Source organism: Stenotrophomonas chelatiphaga (assembly GCF_032054965.1).
GTDB classification, from domain to species: Bacteria; Pseudomonadota; Gammaproteobacteria; order Xanthomonadales; family Xanthomonadaceae; genus Stenotrophomonas; species Stenotrophomonas chelatiphaga.
Window position 1 is genome coordinate 459883 of sequence record NZ_DAMBRS010000001.1, and the last position, 18727, is coordinate 478609.

Consider the following 18727-nt stretch of genomic DNA (forward strand, 5'->3'; position numbering starts at 1 on the left):
GCCTTGCTGATGAGCCGCCCTGATCGTGCCCTGACCCCTGTTGAGCTGGACGCCTTCGGCGCCGAACTGGACGCGATCCGCGACCGCGTGATCGGCGAACTGGGCGCCAAGGACACCCGTTACATCCGCCGCGTCGCCGCTGCGGTGCGCTGGTCCGGCGTGCTCGGCCGCCTGCTGCTGTTCGTCGGCGCGTTCTCCCCGCTGTTCTGGTCGCCGCTGCTGTGGCCGGCGTGCATCGCCGGTACGCTGCTGCTGGCGCTGTCCAAGATCCTGGAAAACATGGAGCTCGGGCACAACGTGATGCACGGCCAGTACGACTGGACCGGCGACCCGAAGCTGGATGGCAACAGCTACGAGTGGGACATCGTGGCCACCAGTGACAACTGGCGCAAGACGCACAACTTCAAGCACCACACCTATACCAACGTGCGCGGCATGGACGATGACATCGGCTACGGCCTGCTGCGCATCTTCCCCGAACAGCGCTGGCGCCCGTTCTACCTGCTGCAGCCGATCATCGCGCCGATCTTCGCGCTGCTGTTCCAGTGGGGCGTGGCGATCCAGGACCTGCGCATCGGGCGCTGGCTGAAGGGCCGCATGACCGCCCGCCAGCTGTGGAAGGAAACCCGTCCGGTCGGCGCCAAGATGGCGCGCCAGCTGGGCAAGGACTACCTGCTGTTCCCCGCGCTGGCCGGCCCGTTCTTCCTGCCGGTGATGCTGGGCAACCTGGTGGCCAACGGCATGCGCAACATCTGGACCTACGTGATCATCTTCTGCGGTCATTTCACCGCCGATGCCGAAACCTTCTCCAAGGACTGCCTGCGCAATGAATCGCGCGGCCACTGGTACCTGCGCCAGCTGCGCGGCTCGTCCAACCTCAAGGGCGGCTGGGTGATCAACGTGCTGTCGGGCAACCTGAGCCACCAGATCGAGCACCACTTCTACCCGGACCTGCCGGCCAACCGCTATTCACGCATCGCCGTGGAAGTGAAGGACATCTGCCGCCGCTACGGCCAGCACTACAACACCGGGTCACTGCCGAGCCAGTTCGGGCAGGTGGTCTGGCGGATCCTGCGGCATGCCTTCCCGAGCCGGCCGGCGCGCATGCGGGTACGCCAGCCGGTGGCCGGTGCTGCCTGAACGGCCAGGGCCCGCGCTATGCAAAGCGCGGGCAATCGCTGAGAATTGCGCGCATTGAGTTGCTTTCCGTAAAGGCGTGCGAGTGAACGTTGCGGCATCGTCCCAGGCCTCCATCCAGAGCCCATCCCCCTCGCCGCGGCCGTTGCCCGAATCCCCTGATGCGCAGATCGTCGCCGATGTCGGCGGCACCTTCGCGCGCCTGGCCTGGTCGCATGGCGGTGCCCACGCGCCGCGCATCGACGGCTTCCGGCGCTACCGCTGCGCGCAATACCCCAGCCTGGCCGCGATCCTGGCCGATTTCGCTGCGACTGCCCCGCCACGGCCTGCTGCGGCGGTGGTCGCCATCGCCGGACTGCTGCAGGGCGATACGCTGGTCAACGCCAACCTGCCGTGGCCGGTATCGGTGGACGCCACGCGCCAGCAGGCCGGGTTGCGGTCGCTGCAGTTGATCAATGATTTCGAAGCGGTGGCACTGGCCATCCCGCACGTGCGCAGCGATGCGCTGGTGGCCCTGCATGGCAGCGCGGACCCGGCCATGGCCTGGCCGGCACTGGTGCTGGGGCCCGGCACCGGCCTGGGCGCAGCACTGCGTTTCGCCGACGGCGCACGGCCGGTGCTGGCCAGTGAAGTCGGCCATTCGGCGTTGTCGGCCGGTACCGCGCTGGAGCTGGACGTGCTGCGCCTGCTGCTGCAGCGCTGGGACCACGTCGACAACGAACGCGTGCTGTCCGGCACCGGCCTGCTCAATCTCTACCAGTGCCTGTGCCAACTGCGTGGCGCGAGCGCGCACTGCGACGACACCGAAGCGCTGCTGGCTGCCGCCCACCGCGGCGATGATCCGCTGGCGTGCGAGACCGTGGACGTGTTCTGCGGCTGGCTCGGCAGCTTCGTCGGTGACCTGGCGATCACCTTCGGCGCCCGCGCGGTCTACCTGGCCGGCGGGGTGTCGGCACACATCGCCCCGTTCCTGCCGGACAGTCCGTTCGTCGCGCGCTTCCTCAACAAGGGTGTGCTCGGCAGTGTGCTGCAGCAGGTGCCGGTGTGGCGGGTGGAACATGGCGAACTGGGCGTGCTGGGCGCGGCGGCCTGGAACGCATCGAACGCATCAGCGGCGTGACCGCGCGCGTCCGGCGGCGGCCAGGCGCGGGGCTTGGACAACAGAGGGGTTCGCATGACCGATCGTAGAAGCTTCCTGCAGGCCGGTGCGTTGGCCGTCGGCGCGCTGGGACTGCCACGCAGCGCACGTGCGGTCGATCCCGCTCCCCGGGTGGTGTCGACCTGGGATTTCGGCGTGGGCGCCAACCAGGTGGCCTGGAAGACCCTGGCCGACGGCGGCAGCGCGCTGGATGCGGTGGAACAGGGCGCACGCTGGGCGGAGAGCGAACTCTGCAACCCGACCGTGGGCCGCTGCGGCAACCCGGACCGGGACGGCAACCTGAGCCTGGACGCCAGCATCATGGACGGCGACGGCCGCTGTGGTTCGGTTGCCGCGCTGGTCGACATCCTGCATCCGGTATCGGTGGCACGCCGGGTGATGGAAAAGACCCCGCACGTGATGCTGGTCGGGCAGGGCGCGCAGGCCTTCGCGGTGGAACAGGGTTTCCCGCGCGGCAAGCTGCTCACCCCCGCCGCCGAGAAGGCCTGGAAAGCGTGGCTGAAGACCGCCGAGTACGCACCGCAGATCAACGCCGAACGCCGCGCGATCCCCGGCGACAGCAGCAACCATGACACCCTGGGCATCCTGGCCCGCGACGCACGTGGGCGCCTGGCCGGTGCCTGCACCACCAGCGGCATGGCGTGGAAGATGCAGGGCCGGGTCGGCGACAGCCCGATCATCGGCGCCGGGTTGTACGTGGACAACGAGGTCGGCGCGGCCACCGCATCCGGTGTCGGCGAAGAGATGATCCGCAACGCCGCCTCGTTCCTGGTGGTGGAGCTGATGCGGCAGGGCCGCAGCCCGGCCGAGGCCTGCCGCGAGGCAATCGCGCGGGTGGTGCGCAAGCGGCCGGAGGCCAGCCGCACCCTGCAGGTCTGTTTCCTGGCGATGAATCGTGACGGTGACGTGGGGGCGTATGCCCTGCACCGTGGCTTCGTCTACGCGGTGTGCGATGCGCAGCGCCAGGATGTGCTGCACGATGCCGACGCGGTGTACCGCACGGAGCAGACCTGAGCATGCGCCGGCTGCTGGAGATCGCCTGTGATGGGGTCGGTTCGGCACTCGCCGCGCAGGCCGGCGGCGCCGACCGCGTGGAACTGTTCGCCGACCTCGCCAGCGGCGGACTCACGCCCTCGCACGCGACCCTGGCCGTCACCCGCGACCGGGTGCGGCTGCCGGTGTTCGTGTTGATCCGTCCACGCGCTGGCGATTTCCTGTACGGCGACTGGGAGGCGGAAGTCATGCTGCGCGACATCCAGCACTGCCGCGCACTGGGCATGGACGGGGTGGTGCTCGGCGCGCTGACCGCCGAAGGCGAGGTCGATGCCGCGCTGTGCCGCGAGCTGGTGGCGGCGGCAGGTGACCTGCCGGTCACCTTCCATCGCGCCTTCGACGCGGCGCGCGACCTGCCTGCCGCGCTGGAGGCGGTGATCGGGCTGGGCTGCGCGCGGGTGCTCAGCTCCGGCGGCCACGGCTCGGCAGTGGACGGCGCCGACGCGCTGGCCGGCATGGTCCAGCGTTCTGCCGGGCGCATCGGGATCATCGCCGGGGCCGGACTTGCCGCGTCCACCATCGCCGATGTCGCCCAGCGCAGTGGCTGCACCGAACTGCATGCCTCGGCGAAGGGGCTGCGACGCAGTGCGATGCAGCATCACAACCGCGCCCTGACCGGTCTGTCGCTGGACCACCAGCAGAGCGACGCCACCCAGGTCGCCGCACTGCGGGCGGCGCTGGACGCCCTGACGGACACGCGCTGACGACCGCATCACCGGCTGGACACGACGGTGTTTATCGTTTATCAATAAACACACGGCGCCCTTCCGGCGCCTGTCTGCTGGAGTCCCCGTGCCAAGCCGTACCCGCCGTGCGCCTGATCCGCGTGGCATCTTCAACCTGACCCATGCCGCGATCCACGCCGTCATGGCGATGTGCTGGCTGGGCATCCTGGCCGCCCTCTGCGCCGTCCCGCTGGTGTTCCATCAGCCAGCGCGGCTGCTCGACGCGGTGGACGCGTCGGTGGTCGCCGACCATGGCGATGCGCCACACCTGCTGCTGCACTTCAGTGCCGGCCTGCTGGCCATCGTGGTGCTGCTGGCGCTGGGCCTGGTGTTCCTGCGCCACCTGCAGCGGCTGGTGCGATCGGTGCGCGAGCAGCAACCGTTCACCCAGGGCAATGTCGGCCGGCTGCGCCGGATGGCCTGGCTGATGCTCGCGATGGAGGTGCTGTCGATCCTGATCGGCGTCTACTCCAGCTGGATGGGACCGCAGTTCGCGTGGATGGAGGTCGGCGGCGGCATGTCGATCACCGGCTTGGTGGCGGTGCTGATGCTGTTCGTCATCGCCCATGTCTTCGCCGTAGGCACCGCGATGCGCGAGGACCTGGACGGGGTGGTCTGATGGCGATCGTCATCACCCTGGACCGCATGCTGCAGCAACGCGGCATGACGCTGTCCGAGCTGGCCGGGCGCATCGACATCACCCTGGCCAACCTGTCCATCCTGAAGACCGGCAAGGCGCGTGCTATCCGCTTTTCCACCCTCGATGCGATCTGCCGCGAACTGCGCTGCACGCCCGGTGACCTGCTCGGGCACGATCCGGCCGCGACGCAGGACGACGGCGCCTGATCCGGCAGCACCTGCACGACTTCCCCTTCAACCACAGAAAAGAAACGACGCATGGAATGGCTGGCTGACCCCTCGATATGGATGGGGCTTGCAACCCTGGTAGTGCTTGAGATCGTGCTGGGCATCGACAACCTGGTGTTCATCGCGATCCTGGCCGACAAGCTGCCCCCGCACCAGCGCGACCGCGCGCGGGTGATCGGCCTGGGCCTGGCGCTGCTGATGCGGCTGGTGCTGCTGGCCGCGCTGTCCTGGATCATGAAACTCACCGAGCCGCTGTTCGCGGTGCTTGGGCATGCGTTCTCCGGACGCGACCTGATCCTGCTGGTGGGCGGCCTGTTCCTGCTGTTCAAGGGCACCATGGAGCTGCACGAGCGGCTGGAAGGGCGCTCGCACGAGGGCGGCGGCACGCAGGTGTATGCGAGCTTCGGCACCGTGGTGGCGCAGATCGTGGTGCTCGATGCGGTGTTTTCGCTGGACTCGGTGATCACGGCGGTCGGCATGGTGGACAACCTGGGCGTGATGTATGCCGCCGTGACCATCGCGATGGCACTGATGCTGCTGGCCAGCAAGCCGTTGACGCGCTTCGTCAACCGGCATCCCACCGTGGTGGTGCTGTGCCTGGGCTTCCTGCTGATGATCGGCTTCAGCCTGGTCGCCGAGGGCCTGGGCTTCAAGATTCCGAAGGGCTATCTGTATGCGGCCATCGCGTTTTCGATCCTGGTGGAGGGCTTCAACCAGTGGGTGGGCTTCAACCGCGCGCGCGACCAGGCGCAGCTGCCGTTCCGCCAGCGCACCGCCGATGCGGTGATGCGGATGTTCGGGGTGCGCGATGCAGGCACGGCGGAAGACGAGGGTGGGCAGGATGCCGGCCACGCCGGCGAGCGGCTGCAGCCGGTCGAACAGGACATGATCCGCAGCGTGCTGACCCTGGCCGAGCGGCCGGTGTCCAGCGTGATGACGGTCCGCACGGATGTGCAGTGGATCGACATCAGCCGCGGCACCGACGATGTGATCGCACGGTTGATCGCCAGCCCGCATACGCGCCTGCTGGTGGCCGACGGCGACCTGGACCGGTTGCGCGGGGTGGTGCAGAGCCGTGACCTGCTGGCCAACCTGCTGCAGGGCAGGCCGCTGCAGCTGGAGGCCAGCCTGCGCGAGGCCCAGTTCGTGTCCTCCAACGCCAGCGCGCTGCAGGTGCTGGAACTGATCCGACAGCATCCGGTGCCGCTGGCGGTGGCCGTGGATGAGTACGGCAGCGTGGAAGGGCTGGTGACCGCCAACGATCTGCTGGCCGCCATCGCTGGCGACCTCGCCGATACCCAGGACGAGCGCTATGGCATCACCGAGGTCGCAGCGCAGCACTGGGAGGCCGACGGCGCGCTGACCCTGGACGACCTGCAGCGCATGGCCGGCATCCGCTTCGAGCGCAGCGGCGACTACCAGACGCTGTCCGGGCTGGTGCTGCATGCGCTGGACCGGATGCCGCAGGCCGGCGATGTGATCGAGCATGCGGGCTTCCGCCTGCGCGTGCTGTCGATGGCCAGGCGCCGGGTCGGACGGGTGGCGCTGCAGCGCAATTCTGAATGAGTCAGCTGCGTCCGTAGCCTTATACGGGCGAGAGGCGGCGGATCGTGTCGTAGACGGTATGCTGGCCTTCACGCGTTGAACACATTGCTGATTGCGTAATGTGAAGGTTGTCCGGTCGGGGGAGGGGCACGTACCGCATTGCGGTCCGCCAGACCCGGCTGGAATCCCTCCGGCCAGGTGGGCATGCAATGGCATGCACTGCTGGCCCTATCCAGCAGGAAACTCCCATGGCGGCATTGCAGCAGCGCACCCTTGAACTCATCCGCAGCAACCAGGAACAGGTCCTCACGCAGTGGCAGCAGAACCTTGCCGCCGCAGGCCAGGGACAGGACAACCGTATTTCCAGCCAAGAGGTGGATGCGCAGCTCCGTGAGTTCTGGCGCCTGTTCCTGCAGGCCATCTCGGCCGCCGATGTCGGCAGCCTGCAGGGCCAGGAATGGCAGGGCATCCGCCGCTTCCTGGAAGACCTGTCCACCGACCGTGCGCGCAGGGGCTTCAATTCGTCGGAGACGGCGAGCTTCATTTTCTCGCTGAAGCGCCCGTTGTTCGCGCAGGTCCAGGCCGCACTGGCGGCCGATCCGCAGCAGCTGGGTGACCAGCTGTGGGCCATTTCCGAACTGCTGGACCTGCTCGGCCTGCAGACCGTCAAGGCATTCCAGAAGAGCCGCGAAGAAGTCATCCAGCGCCAGCAGGAAGAAATGCTGGAGCTGTCCACCCCGGTGGTGAAGCTGTGGGAAGGCGTGCTGGCGCTGCCGATGATCGGCACGCTCGATTCGCAGCGTACCCAGGTGGTGATGGAGTCGCTGCTGCAGCGGATCGTCGACACCGGATCGGAGATCGCCATCATCGACATCACCGGCGTACCGACGGTGGACACGCTGGTCGCCCAGCACCTGCTGAAGACCGTCACCGCCATCCGCCTGATGGGCGCCGATGCGATCATCAGCGGTGTGCGGCCGCAGATCGCGCAGACCATCGTGCACCTGGGCCTGGACCTGCAGGGCATCGTCACCAAGGCCAACCTGGCCGACGCGCTGGCGTTGGCGCTGAAGCGGACCGGCCAGGCCGTGACCAAGGTGGCTGGCTGAGATGGATCGCATCCCGATCCTGCAGATGGGCGATCTGCTGCTGGTGACCATCCAGGTGGACATGCACGACCAGTTGGCTTTGACCCTGCAGGATGACCTGACCGAGAAGATCCAGCGTACGTCCGCACGCGGCGTGCTGATCGACATCTCCGCGCTGGATATCGTGGACTCGTTCATCGGCCGGATGATTTCCACCATTTCCGCGCTGGCGCGGATCATGGATGCCACCACCGTGGTGGTAGGCATGCAGCCGGCAGTGGCGATCACCCTGGTGGAGCTGGGCCTGGACCTGCGTGGCGTGCGCACTGCGTTGAATGTCGAGCGTGGCATGAAGCTGCTGCAGCTGCCTGCAGGCGATCCATGATCGCCGATGCGGGGTCGATCCCCGTGCGGATCGAACAGGACGTGGTGCTGGCGCGGCAGACCGTGCGGCAGCTGGCGGTGGCCTTCGGGTTGCGGCTGGTGGACCAGACCAAGCTGGTCACCGCCGCCAGCGAGCTGGCGCGCAACGCGGTGATCTACGGCGGTGGTGGCGACATGCACTGGCGGATCGTCGAACGCGGTGTCCGCCGCGGCATCCAGCTAGAGTTCGCCGACCAGGGGCCGGGTATCCCGGACCAGGTGAAGGCGCTCACCGACGGCTGGTCGTCGGGGTCGGGGATGGGCCTGGGCCTGTCCGGCTCGCGTCGTCTGGTCGATGATTTCGATCTGGACTCCGCCGCAGGGCAGGGCACGCGGGTAACCATCACCAAATGGATCTGAATTTTTCCGGTCCGCTTACCCGTGTCGTGGTCGTCGAGGAAACCACCCAGGTCGGGCAGGCACGACGCGAAGCGTTGCGCGTGGCCGCCGAAGCCGGCTTCAACGAGATCGACGCCGGGCGGGTCGCGCTGGCCGCCACGGAAATGGCGACCAACCTGTGGCGCCACGGTGGTGGCGGTCGCATGCTGCTGTCGGTCATCGCCGCAGCGCACGGCCATGCCGTGGAACTGTGCACCATCGACCGGGGGCCGGGTTTCGTGCTGGCCCAGTGCCTGCAGGACGGCTACTCCACCGGTGGCAGCCAGGGGCTCGGCATGGCGGCGATCGCGCGCCAGGCACGGGTCATGGACGCCTGGTGCGACGCACGCGGTGCGGTGCTGCTGGTCAGGATCCATCCCGAGCGCGCGCCGCGCGACGCCGATCTCGCCTACGGCGCCCTGTGCCTGCCGATGAAGCATGAAGTGGCGTGCGGCGATGCCTGGCATCTGCGGGTGCAGGACCAGCAGCTTGCGCTGACCGTGATCGACGGCCTAGGGCACGGGGTGCTGGCAGCCGAAGCATCCGAAGGCGGGGTGCGCGCGCTCGCCGCGCGGCCGCCGGCCGGCCAGGCGGTGGATGCCATCAACGACCTGCATGCCGCCCTGTCGGGCTCGCGCGGCGGCGCGGCGGCGGTTGCTTTCGTTTCGCTGGGCAGCGGCGACATCGAGTACGCCGGCGTGGGCAACATCGCCGGCACGCTGCTGATCGGGGATACCTCGCGTGGCATGGCGTCGATGCCCGGCATCGTCGGCGTGCAGTACCGCAAGGCGCAGGCATTCAGCCTTCACGCCCCCGCTGGCACGCTGCTGGTGATGCACAGTGATGGACTGCAGGCGCGTTGGAGCCTGCGCGATTACCCAGGATTGCAGCACCGCCATCCGGCGTTGGTGGTTGCCGTGCTGCAACGTGATTTTGATCGTGGTCGCGACGATGTCTGCGTCGTCGCGCTGCGCGTGGGAGCCTTCCGATGAGCGTCACCGATCTGTCCCTGCAGCAGGAAATGGAGCGTCTCCGCGTGGAGAACGAGGGCCTGCGCGCTGAGCTGGACGAGACCAACCAGGGGGTGCTGGCGCTGTATGGCGAACTGGACCAGCAGGCCGAACAGCTGCGCCAGGTGTCCGAATTGAAGAGCCGCTTCCTGTCCTACATGAGCCATGAGTTCCGCACCCCGCTCGGGTCGATCCTGAGCATGACGCGGCTGCTCGACGACGGCATGGATGGCGAGCTCAGCAGCGGGCAGCGCCAGCAGGTACTGTTCATCAGCAGTGCCGCCAGCGAGCTGCGCGAGATGGTCGACGACCTGCTCGACCTGGCCAAGATCGAGGCCGGCCGGATCACCATTTCACCGGGCTGGTTCGACCTGATGGACCTGTTCTCGGCCCTGCGCGGCATGTTCCGCCCGTTGGTGGACGGCAACGACATCGAACTGGAGTTCATCGCGCCGCCGCAGCTGCCGATGCTGTACACCGACGACAAGAAGCTCGCGCAGATCCTGCGCAATTACGTGTCCAACGCACTCAAGTTCACCCCGCGCGGCCGGGTCGTGGTATCGGCCGAACTGGAAGGCGAGGCCGCCGTGCGTTTCAGCGTGCGCGACACGGGCATCGGGATACCGGTGGAGATGCACGCTGCGCTGTTCGAGGATTTCGTGCAGGTGGATTCGCCGCTGCAGAAGCGCCTGCGCGGGACCGGACTGGGATTGTCGTTGTGCAAGCGCTTCGCGGTTCTGCTCGGCGGCCACGTCGGCGTCAACAGCGTGCCGGGCGAAGGCTCGGAATTCTTCGTGGTGGTGCCGCTCAACCTTCAATCCGCAGCAGAGGCCCTTGATGCCGCACCGTGACCGCATCCTGATCGTGGATGACAACGTTGCAACGCGCTACGCGGTGCGCCGCGTGCTGGAGCACCATGGCTACCGCGTGGACGAAGCCGGGCTTGGCCAGGATGGCCTGGACGCGGTGGCGGGCAATGAGTTCGCTGCGCTGGTGCTGGATGTCAACCTGCCCGACATGAGCGGCTTCGACGTGGTGCGCGAGCTGCGCTCGCAGCCGCGCACCGCGTTGCTGCCGGTGGTGCACGTGTCGGCGGCATCGATCAGCACCGGCGACATGATCACCGGCCTGGACGCCGGCGCGGATGGCTACCTGACCCACCCGGTGGACCCGGAAGTACTGCTGGCCACGTTGCGCAGCCTGCTGCGGGCGCGTCGCGCCGAGGATGCACTGCGCGAGGCCGAGGCGCGTTTCGGTGAAATCTTCCGCCAGATCAATGCACCGATCGCGGTATTGAACGCGGACCTGACCGTTCGCGATGCCAACGCCGCGTTCGCCCGCCTGCTCGGTACCGGGCTCAGCGACGGGTCACCGCTCGACCGGCTGGGCAATGCCGGCGAGTTCATCGACGGACTGCGCGACGCGCTGCGCCTGCGTGAGCGCTGGCAGGGCACGGTGGCGCTGCCTACCCCGGGCGGTACGGCGCGCATGACCCAATGGCGGTTGACGCCGTACCAGCAGCCGGACCTGGGCCTGGTGGTGGTGGAAGACATCACCGCCCACCACGAACGCGACCGCGAACAGCGACGCGAACTGGCGTACCAGATTTCCGAGCGCGAGCGCACCGAAGCCGAGCTGCTGCAGGCACAGAAGATGGACGCGCTGGGCCAGTTGACCGGCGGCATCGCCCACGATTTCAACAACCTGCTGACCACCATCATCTCCGGCCTGGACATGATCGAACTGGCAGCGGACAGCGGCAAGCTGGACCGCCTCGGGCGCTACATCGACGCGGCGTCCAGTTCGGCTACCCGTGCCGCGGCGCTGACCCAGCGCATGCTCGCCTTCGCGCGCAAGCAGCCGCTGGATCCGCAGCCGTTCGACGTGGCCCAGCGCGTGCATTCGCTGGAAGACCTGCTGCGGCGGACCATCGGCGAGAACATCGAACTGGAGTTCGAACTCGGCGACGAACCGCTGGTGGCGCTGGCCGACCCCAACCAGTTCGAAAGCGTCGTGCTGAACCTGGTGATCAATGCGCGCGATGCGCTGGGCGGCAACGGCCTGATCCGCATCCGCGGTGAACGCACCACGGTGGAAGGCGACTACAGCCTGGCCGCCGGCGACTACATCAGCGTCAAGGTGATGGACAACGGCAGCGGCATCGAAGCGCACCTGCTGAAGAAGGTCTTCGAACCGTTCTTCACCACCAAGCCGCAGGGCGAGGGCACCGGACTGGGTCTGTCGATGACCTATGGCTTTGCCCGCCAGAGTGGCGGCGTGGCACGCATCAGCAGCGAACCCGGCGCAGGTACCGAAGTGGAGCTGCTGTTGCCGCTGGGCGATGCGGCGAAGATCGAGGTGGCCGGTGAGCGCGGTGAAACGCCGGTAGGCCGTTTCGAGCGGATCCTGGTGGTGGACGACACCGATTCGGTGCGCCAGATGGTGCAGGACATGCTGCGCGAGGCAGGCTACGAGGTCATCGCGGTGGCCGATGCCCGCCAGGCGCTGCGCGAGCTGCGCGACGATGAAGGCATCGCGCTGCTGCTGTCCGACGTCGGCCTGCCCGGCATGAACGGCCGTGAGCTCGCCGACGCGGCACGTGAGCTGCGTCCGCGCCTGCCGGTGCTGTTCATCACCGGCTATACCGAACGGGCAGCGGTGCGCAACGAGTTCCTCGGGCCGGGCATGGGCCTGCTGCCCAAGCCGTTCAACCTGTCCGAACTGCTGCGTGCGGTGAGTTTCGCCCTGCGTTGAGCGGGGCGCCGGTGCCCTTAGATGCCGCCTTCGCGCGGCAGCGGCGCGGGAACATTCAGCTGGCCGCCGGCCGCCACGTAGGCGGCCAGCGCCTCGCCCTGGCTGAGCAGGTGACGGTTCATGGTCGCTTCGGCGGCCACGGCATCCCGACGGCGGATGCAGTCCATCAGTTCGCGGTGTTCGGCCAGCGACTGCGCCATCCGGCCCGGCGTCAGCAGCTGGCGGCCACGGTGCATCTTCAGGATCCGGTGCAGGTCATGGGTCACCCGGATCAGCCACGGATTGCCGGCGTGGGTCTGCAGGGACTCATGGATGAAGTAGTTGTTGCGGTAATACTCGGCCAGGTCACCGCACGCGGCGGCGGCTTCCATCGCATCGTGCAGGGCCTGCAGCTGGGCGATGCCGGCATCATCGATGCGGCGCACCGCATCGTGCGCGCAGCGACCTTCCAGCATCGCCATCACCGGGAACAGCTGGTTGAGGTCTTCCAGGGTGAGCCGGGTGACCCGGCTGCCACGGCCGGCATCGATCTGCACCAGGCCTTCGGCGGCGAGCAGCTTCAGGCTTTCGCGCAGCGGCGTTCGGCTGATGCCCAGTTCTTCGGCCAGCGCCGGCTCGTCGATCCATTCGCCCGGTGGCAGCAGGTAATCGTAGATCTTCTGCCGCAGCTGTTCGGCCACCTCTTCATAGAGTGGCACGCGGCGGGTGCTTTTACGGGGGCCGGGGGCCAGGGGCATGGTCGAAGCGCAGTCCAGGTGGATGCATCAGTCTAGCGGGTGCACCCGGGGGTGACGACCAGCGGTCGCCACCCCCGGCACGGCTTACATCCAGCCCGGTACCACGAACAGCAGCCACGCCAGCAGCGGGCCGAAGGCCACCACCAGTCCGCTGTAGACCAGGAAGCGACGGAACAGCGCCTCGCGCTCTTCCTTCGCCGCCGACGCCACCACCAGCGCGCCATTGGTGGAGAACGGGCTGACGTCCACCACGGTGGATGACACCGCCAGGGCGCAGATCACGCCGGCGGCGCTGAGGTGCCCCTGCATCAGGAACGGGACCGCCAGCGGAATCGTGGCGCCGAGCACGGCCGCCGACGAAGCGAACGCCGAAACGATGCCACCCACGTAGCAGACCAGCAGCGCACCCAGCAGCGGAATGCCGATGGCACCGACGCCGTGGCCGACGAAATCGACCGCACCGGCCTTCTGCAGCACCGCGACATAGGTCACCACGCCGCTGATCAGCAGCACGGTGGACCAGCTGATGCCATCCACCGCGCCCTTCTGCGCGGACGGCGAGGCCAGCGCGATGGCCACCGCAACGGTGATCGCCACCAGGCCCACGTTGAGGTCATACACCAGGGCGGCCACGCCCAGGCCCAGCAGGCCGACCAGGGTGATCAGGCGGTCGCGGTTGATGCGTACCTCGTCCAGTGCCTGCGGATCGTTGGACAGGGTGCCGCCACCGGCGCTGACCACGGCGCCATGGCCTTCGATGGCGAACTGGCGCGAAGAGGCCTGCACCCCGGCGACCAGCGGTTCCTCGGCGACCGCACGCCCACGCCGCAGCAGCGCGATGCCACCGAAGGCGAAGAAGCAGATGAACGCCATCAGCAGGTTGAAGCCGAGGCTGGTCAGGAACACCGCCATTTCCGTGACTTCCAGTCCAGCCTTCTGCACCACCTGGTTGGTGATGCCGCCGTACACGCTGATTGGCGAAAATCCACCAGCCTGCGCGCCGTGGATGACCAGCAGGCCCATCATCAACGGGTTGATCTTGTACTGCTTGGCGAAACGCAGCGCGACCGGGCCGATGATCGCCACCGCTGCCGGACCCAGCGCGCCGAACGCGGTGAGCACTGCGGTCACGATGAACATCACCCACGGGATGGCCACGATATGGCCTCTTACGGCTTTCACCGCCCAGTGCACCAACAGGTCGATGGTGCCGTTCTTCTGCGCGATGGCGAACAGGTAGGTGATGCCGACCAGGGTCAGGAACAGATCACCGGGGAATCCGGCAAGGACTTCCTTGCCGTCCATGCCGACCCAGATGCCGCCGACGATGAACGCCAATGCAAAGCCGACGGCACCCATGTTGATGGGCAGGGCCGTGGCCACGATGAACATGATCACCAGACCGATGATCGTTGCAATTTCCGGACTCATGCGCCCTCCCGAGACACCTGGTTCGTTGCTTCCGATGGCGACCCGCCATCCAGGGGTAGTGCTTCAACTGCGTGGCCGATGCGCCCGCTCATACGCGCGCGCAGGCCGTTTCCACCCATTCCGCCACGCCCTCCAGCGTGTGGAAATCCTCCACCGACCGCGCCTGCAGCTGGGGATGCAGCTCGCGCGCGAGACGGCTCAATGCACTGCCGGGGCCCAGTTCCAGGAACACCCGCGCACCGCGTTCCACGGCCTGCTGCATCACCGCCTGCCACTGCACCGTCTGGGCGATCTGGCGCGCCAGCGTGTCGCGGACCTGGTCCGGCGTGGCCACGCGGCGGCCGTCGACGCCGGCCAGCAGCGGCAGGCGCGGTGCCTGCAACGGGGCGGCGGCCAGCCGTCCCCCGAATCCGGTGGCGGCCGCGGCCAGCAGCGGGGTATGGGCTGGCACGTGCACCGGCAACACCACGCAGCGCGCGCCGCGTTGTTCGGCGCTCGCCTGTACGGCCAGCAGATCGGCGCGCAGGCCGCCGAGCACCACGTGGTCGTCCCCGTTGACGATGGCGATGGACACGCCGTGCTCGGCACACAGCGCTTCGATGCCGCCGCGTTCCAGACCCAGCACCGCCACCAGGCCGGCGTCGGCGGGACTGGCCGCATCCATGCAGGCGGCGCGGTGCACCGCCAGCTGCAGGCAGGTGGCTGCGTCGTAGCTGCCGGCCACGGCATGCGCGGCCAGTTCGCCAGCACTGTAGCCGGCAACGACGGCGGGTACCGGCAGGCGTGCTTTCAGCGCCAGCCAGTGGGTGAGTGCGCCGGCGCAGACCAGCGGTTGGGCGATGGCGTTGTCGAAGCGGCTGGGGCGGCTGGCAGCGTCGGTGGGCGCATCGCCGAGCACCGCCGCCGCAGCAGCCAGCAAGGCGCAGGCATCCGGGTCTGCCTGCACGCGGCGGAACATGTCCGGGTGCTGGCCGCCCTGGCCGGGGCACAGGATGGCCAGGCTCATGCGGCCTCCTGCTGCAGCAGGAACAGCGCGCAGGCCAGCAGGTCAGCGCTGCCGCCCGGGCTCAGGCGGCGCTGTTCGAAGGCGTTGCAGATGCGTGCCATGTGCGCGGGTGCGTCGGCTGCGCGCACGCCGCCGGCGGCGAGAAAGCCGCGCGCCTGCGCCTGTGCGAAGGCCAGGCCTTCGGCGCCGCCACGATGCAGCAGGTTGAGATCATCGGTGACCGCGACCAGCTGCATCAGTGTCTGCAGCAGGGCGGCATCGCGCGGCAGCCCATCGGCCAGCGCGGCGCGCAGCGCCGGTACGGCGACCTCGCGCAGCAGCGGGAAGCCGACGGCAGCCTGTTCGCGCACCCCCGGTACCGCGTGGCGGGCACGGGCACGCTGCCCGGGGCTGGTGGCATCCAGTGGCGCCTGCAGCAGGGCGTGGCGCCACTGTCGCACGCCGTCGCACACCGCATCGGCGGAGCGGGCAGGGCAAGCGTCGGCGCGCAGCCGCGCGGCCGAAGCAACCAGCAGGCCGAGGCTGAAGATCGCGCCGCGATGCGTGTTGACGTTGCCAGTGGCGGCCAGCATGCCGCGCTCGGCCTGGATGCCGAGCTGGCGCAGCGGCGCGAAGTCGGCGCAGGTGGCCGCCTGCGCGGCGATCGCGGTGAAGTAACCGCGCAACGCGAACAGGCTGCGCAGGAAGGTGCCGGCATCCATGTCGTGGTGGCTGCCACGGCTGAACGGAGTCACCAGTCCGGGCTTCGGACTGCAGGCCAGTTCGGCATGCAGCGCGGCGATTGCAAGGCGGCCGAGCGGACGCGCACGCGGCAGGACCGGCGCGGCCGTACGCGGGCGGGCCAGCGCGCTCATGCCGGCAGCTCCTCGCCGGCAAGGCATGAACGCGCTGCCAGCCAGCAGGCAGCATCGCCCTTGACCACTACCTGCGTGGCGTCGCCAGCGTACTCGCGCCAGTTCACGGCGTGCGCCGCATCGAACACCAGTTCGCCGTCGGCACGCAGCCCGTGCAGCGCTTCCCAGTCCTGCAGCAGGCGGCAGACCTGCGTTGCCTGGCCGGCTCCATCGACCTGCCAGAGCAGGTCCAGGTCCGAACCGGCATGCAGGTAGTCCAGGCCGGTGATCGCCTGCCAGGCATGGCTGCCGAACACGCGCGCGGACAGGTCCTGCGCCGTGCAGCGCTGTTGCAGCGCCTGCAGGGCAGGGCGCCACGGCGCGGACAGCGCATCGATCACCTCGGTCAACCGCGGCGGTGGCGCGTGACGGATGACCGCTTCGCGATCAATCCGCAGTGACAGCCGTTGCCGGCCCTCATCCAGTGGCAACGGCACGCCTAGCCGCAGCTGCGCGCCGTCCACGGCCGGGTCACGCCGTGCCACCACCAGCGGCAGGCGCGCCTGCACCCACGCACGCAGGCGCGGTTCGGCGTGCGGGCTGAGCGTGGTCCACGCCGCCTGCGCGTCGATCCACACCAGGTCGTGGCGATGCATCGCTCAGGCCTCGCCTGCGGCCACGGCGCGGGCGACGGCGTGCGCCAGCAGGCGGCCGCCACGTTCCAGCCCGCGCTCGCGGCGCAGGTCGAGCCGTTGTGGTTCGGCCAGCGCGGCGGCCAGCGCGGCGGCAAGATCGCCCTCCCAGACCCCCTCCACCGCGCCCATGCGCACGTAGTTGTCCACGCCCGGTGCGAATACCGGCGAGCTCTCGCTCAGTGCCTGCAGCTTTTCCAGCGGTTGCTTGGTGACACGCGCCATCGCGCGCAGGTCCATCACACGCACCTGCGCCTCGGGCAGGGCGAAGATGCGGTCGGCCATCAGGCCGAAGGACAGGAAACCGCCGCTGACCGATTCACCGTAGACCAGGCTGACCAGCGCGGCGCCGCGCCGGCGCGCCAGCTCCAGGCTGCGTGCCAGGTGGGCGAAGCAGCCGTTGATGCCCAGCAGTTCATCGCGCCGGGCCAGCCGCTGGCCGGCGGTATCGACCAGCATCACGATCGGGCGCGTCGGATGGGCGCGGGTACTGGCCAGCACGCAGGCCGACAGCGCCAGCGCATGGTCCACGCCGACCTCCAGCTTGTTGGCCGTGCCGATCACCGTCACCTCGCCGCTGGCGGTGGTGGCCGTACCGGTGAGCACGTCGTCGTTGCATTCGATGCGATGACCGGCGGGAAACAGCGCCGGCAACAGTTGATCAAGCTTCATGGAACGCTCCGCGCGGCGACCGCGTCGAGGAAGGCGGCGGTATCCAGCAGCGGCAGCCCGGCGGGATCGGCGATGCCCTGGCGGGCCCAGATCTCCAGCCCGTCACGGCAGTCGCCGTAGGCCGCGATGCGCGCTTCCAGCTGCTGCTGCGCCTGCTCCAGCGCCGCCAGTGGATCCTGGTCTGGATCGCAGGCCGCGATCGCGGCGACCGCGGCATCAGCAAAGGCCTGCATGCGGTCGGCGACCAGGGTGGCCGCTTCGCCGATCAGGAAGCGGTGCTTGCCACCGGTCACCCGCCACACCAGCGCGCGATCGCGCGAGTCGAACTCTTCCACGCCGCGCACGGTTTCGATGACTTCCGGGCCAGACAGCGACAAGCGGCCTTCTTCGGACATCAGCACGGCCGAGCAGCAGCGGGCGACGATGCCCATGCCGCCGAACGCCCCATTGCCGCTGCCCACCAGCGCGATGACCGGCACGCCCTCGGCACGCGCAGCGAGGACCGCGCGCATGATTTCGGAGATCGCGATCAGCCCGGCATTGGCCTCGTGCAGGCGCACCCCGCCGCTGTCCAGCAGCAACAGCACGGCCTCCGGGCGCAGCTCACGGGCACGTTCCAGCAGGCCGGTCAGCTTGGCGCCATGCACCTCGCCGACACCGCCGCCCATGAAGGCCCCCTGCTGTGCAGCGACCAGCACCTCGCGCCCCTGCAGCCGTCCGGCACCGACCACGATGCCATCGTCGAACGCGCCGGGCACGTCCAGCTGCGCCAGGTGCGGGCTGATGGTACGGCGGCGCGGACCGAAGAACTCGCTGAAGCTGCCGGCATCCAGCAGCCCTTCGATGCGCTCGCGCGCATCGGCTTCGTAATAACTGCGCTGGTTCATGCGTCGCTCCCGCGTTCGGCGAGGGTTTCCAGCGCCTGCTGCAGGCGTAGGCTGACCACGGCCGGCGTGGCGCCGGCATCGTTCAACGACAGGCGGACATCGCGCAGCGGATGGCGGGCGGCGAAATCGGCCAGCACCGCCTGCCAGACCTCGCCGAAACCGCGCGCGGAGGTGATCACCTCGATCTCCATCGCGCCGTCCAGCGCGGCCGGCTCGACCAGTACTTCCAGGTTGCCGGAGGCGACCACGCCGACCAGCGCATGCAGCTCGGCGCTGCCAAGCGCCTGGGTACCGGGAAAACGATAACGAAGGGTTTCCATGGAGAGTGTC

The 18727-nt window shown here is 68.7% G+C and carries 21 protein-coding genes; 13 read left to right on the forward strand and 8 right to left on the reverse strand.

Annotated features, from left to right (window positions below; all coding sequences use genetic code 11):
• The first annotated feature begins 9 nt into the window (after positions 1–9).
• The 13 genes from RTX79_RS02365 to RTX79_RS02425 all read left to right on the forward strand — a co-directional run bounded on the left by RTX79_RS02365 (position 10) and on the right by RTX79_RS02425 (position 12139).
• Positions 10–1140: a fatty acid desaturase family protein gene (locus tag RTX79_RS02365; RefSeq protein ID WP_312681530.1), complete on the forward strand. Its 1131-nt coding sequence runs from the start codon at positions 10–12 to the stop codon at positions 1138–1140.
• Positions 1141–1222: 82 nt separating this feature from the next.
• A complete protein-coding gene (locus RTX79_RS02370; protein ID WP_428695932.1) occupies positions 1223–2257 on the forward strand; it encodes a glucokinase in 1035 nt (344 codons plus the stop codon).
• Between the two features lie 54 nt (positions 2258–2311).
• Positions 2312–3310, forward strand: a complete 999-nt coding sequence (locus RTX79_RS02375; protein ID WP_312681532.1) for a N(4)-(beta-N-acetylglucosaminyl)-L-asparaginase — start codon at positions 2312–2314, stop codon at positions 3308–3310.
• Positions 3307–4053, forward strand: a complete 747-nt coding sequence (locus RTX79_RS02380) for a copper homeostasis protein CutC (protein WP_312682185.1) — start codon at positions 3307–3309, stop codon at positions 4051–4053. The genes RTX79_RS02375 and RTX79_RS02380 overlap by 4 nt, the downstream gene beginning before the upstream one ends.
• A gap of 169 nt (positions 4054–4222) precedes the next feature.
• Positions 4223–4693, forward strand: a complete 471-nt coding sequence (locus tag RTX79_RS02385) for a DUF2975 domain-containing protein (protein ID WP_312682187.1) — start codon at positions 4223–4225, stop codon at positions 4691–4693.
• Complete coding sequence (locus RTX79_RS02390) at positions 4693–4920, forward strand: helix-turn-helix domain-containing protein (RefSeq protein WP_042613600.1); 228 nt, start codon at positions 4693–4695, stop codon at positions 4918–4920. Before RTX79_RS02385 ends, RTX79_RS02390 begins: the two co-directional genes overlap by 1 nt.
• A gap of 51 nt (positions 4921–4971) precedes the next feature.
• Complete coding sequence (locus RTX79_RS02395) at positions 4972–6507, forward strand: TerC family protein (RefSeq protein WP_312681534.1); 1536 nt, start codon at positions 4972–4974, stop codon at positions 6505–6507.
• 227 nt (positions 6508–6734) lie between these two features.
• Positions 6735–7595 (forward strand): STAS domain-containing protein, encoded by an 861-nt coding sequence (locus RTX79_RS02400; protein ID WP_312681535.1) that lies wholly within the window; start codon positions 6735–6737, stop codon positions 7593–7595.
• 1 nt (position 7596) lies between these two features.
• Positions 7597–7959, forward strand: a complete 363-nt coding sequence (locus tag RTX79_RS02405) for an STAS domain-containing protein (protein ID WP_123699094.1) — start codon at positions 7597–7599, stop codon at positions 7957–7959.
• Positions 7956–8357 (forward strand): ATP-binding protein, encoded by a 402-nt coding sequence (locus RTX79_RS02410; protein ID WP_309685753.1) that lies wholly within the window; start codon positions 7956–7958, stop codon positions 8355–8357. The genes RTX79_RS02405 and RTX79_RS02410 overlap by 4 nt, the downstream gene beginning before the upstream one ends.
• On the forward strand, positions 8348–9367 hold the full coding sequence (locus tag RTX79_RS02415; RefSeq protein ID WP_312681538.1) for an ATP-binding protein: 1020 nt from the start codon (positions 8348–8350) through the stop codon (positions 9365–9367). Before RTX79_RS02410 ends, RTX79_RS02415 begins: the two co-directional genes overlap by 10 nt.
• Positions 9364–10236: a sensor histidine kinase gene (locus RTX79_RS02420; protein ID WP_057506811.1), complete on the forward strand. Its 873-nt coding sequence runs from the start codon at positions 9364–9366 to the stop codon at positions 10234–10236. Before RTX79_RS02415 ends, RTX79_RS02420 begins: the two co-directional genes overlap by 4 nt.
• On the forward strand, positions 10223–12139 hold the full coding sequence (locus RTX79_RS02425) for a response regulator (protein WP_312681539.1): 1917 nt from the start codon (positions 10223–10225) through the stop codon (positions 12137–12139). The genes RTX79_RS02420 and RTX79_RS02425 overlap by 14 nt, the downstream gene beginning before the upstream one ends.
• Positions 12140–12156: 17 nt before the next feature.
• On the opposite strand, the gene RTX79_RS02430 is transcribed toward RTX79_RS02425, so the two are convergent.
• From RTX79_RS02430 to mdcC, 8 genes are all read right to left on the reverse strand, one after another.
• The gene (locus RTX79_RS02430) at positions 12157–12876 is read right to left on the reverse strand and encodes a GntR family transcriptional regulator (protein WP_057506813.1); all 720 of its coding nucleotides are present in this window, start codon (positions 12874–12876) and stop codon (positions 12157–12159) included.
• An 84-nt stretch (positions 12877–12960) separates the two neighbouring features.
• The gene (locus RTX79_RS02435; RefSeq protein WP_057506814.1) at positions 12961–14307 is read right to left on the reverse strand and encodes an SLC13 family permease; all 1347 of its coding nucleotides are present in this window, start codon (positions 14305–14307) and stop codon (positions 12961–12963) included.
• Positions 14308–14395: 88 nt separating this feature from the next.
• Positions 14396–15313, reverse strand: a complete 918-nt coding sequence (gene mdcH, locus RTX79_RS02440; protein WP_312681541.1) for a malonate decarboxylase subunit epsilon — start codon at positions 15311–15313, stop codon at positions 14396–14398.
• Positions 15310–16167, reverse strand: a complete 858-nt coding sequence (mdcB, locus tag RTX79_RS02445; RefSeq protein WP_312681543.1) for a triphosphoribosyl-dephospho-CoA synthase MdcB — start codon at positions 16165–16167, stop codon at positions 15310–15312. Before mdcB ends, mdcH begins: the two co-directional genes overlap by 4 nt.
• Positions 16164–16802 (reverse strand): malonate decarboxylase holo-[acyl-carrier-protein] synthase, encoded by a 639-nt coding sequence (mdcG, locus tag RTX79_RS02450; RefSeq protein WP_312681544.1) that lies wholly within the window; start codon positions 16800–16802, stop codon positions 16164–16166. The genes mdcB and mdcG overlap by 4 nt, the downstream gene beginning before the upstream one ends.
• 3 nt (positions 16803–16805) lie before the next feature.
• On the reverse strand, positions 16806–17510 hold the full coding sequence (mdcE, locus tag RTX79_RS02455) for a biotin-independent malonate decarboxylase subunit gamma (RefSeq protein WP_312681546.1): 705 nt from the start codon (positions 17508–17510) through the stop codon (positions 16806–16808).
• Positions 17507–18397 carry a biotin-independent malonate decarboxylase subunit beta gene (locus RTX79_RS02460; protein ID WP_312681548.1) on the reverse strand — a complete coding sequence of 297 codons (891 nt, stop codon included), beginning with the start codon at positions 18395–18397 and terminating at the stop codon, positions 17507–17509. Before RTX79_RS02460 ends, mdcE begins: the two co-directional genes overlap by 4 nt.
• The gene (gene mdcC, locus RTX79_RS02465) at positions 18394–18717 is read right to left on the reverse strand and encodes a malonate decarboxylase acyl carrier protein (RefSeq protein WP_057506820.1); all 324 of its coding nucleotides are present in this window, start codon (positions 18715–18717) and stop codon (positions 18394–18396) included. Before mdcC ends, RTX79_RS02460 begins: the two co-directional genes overlap by 4 nt.
• Between the last annotated feature and the right edge of the window lie 10 nt (positions 18718–18727).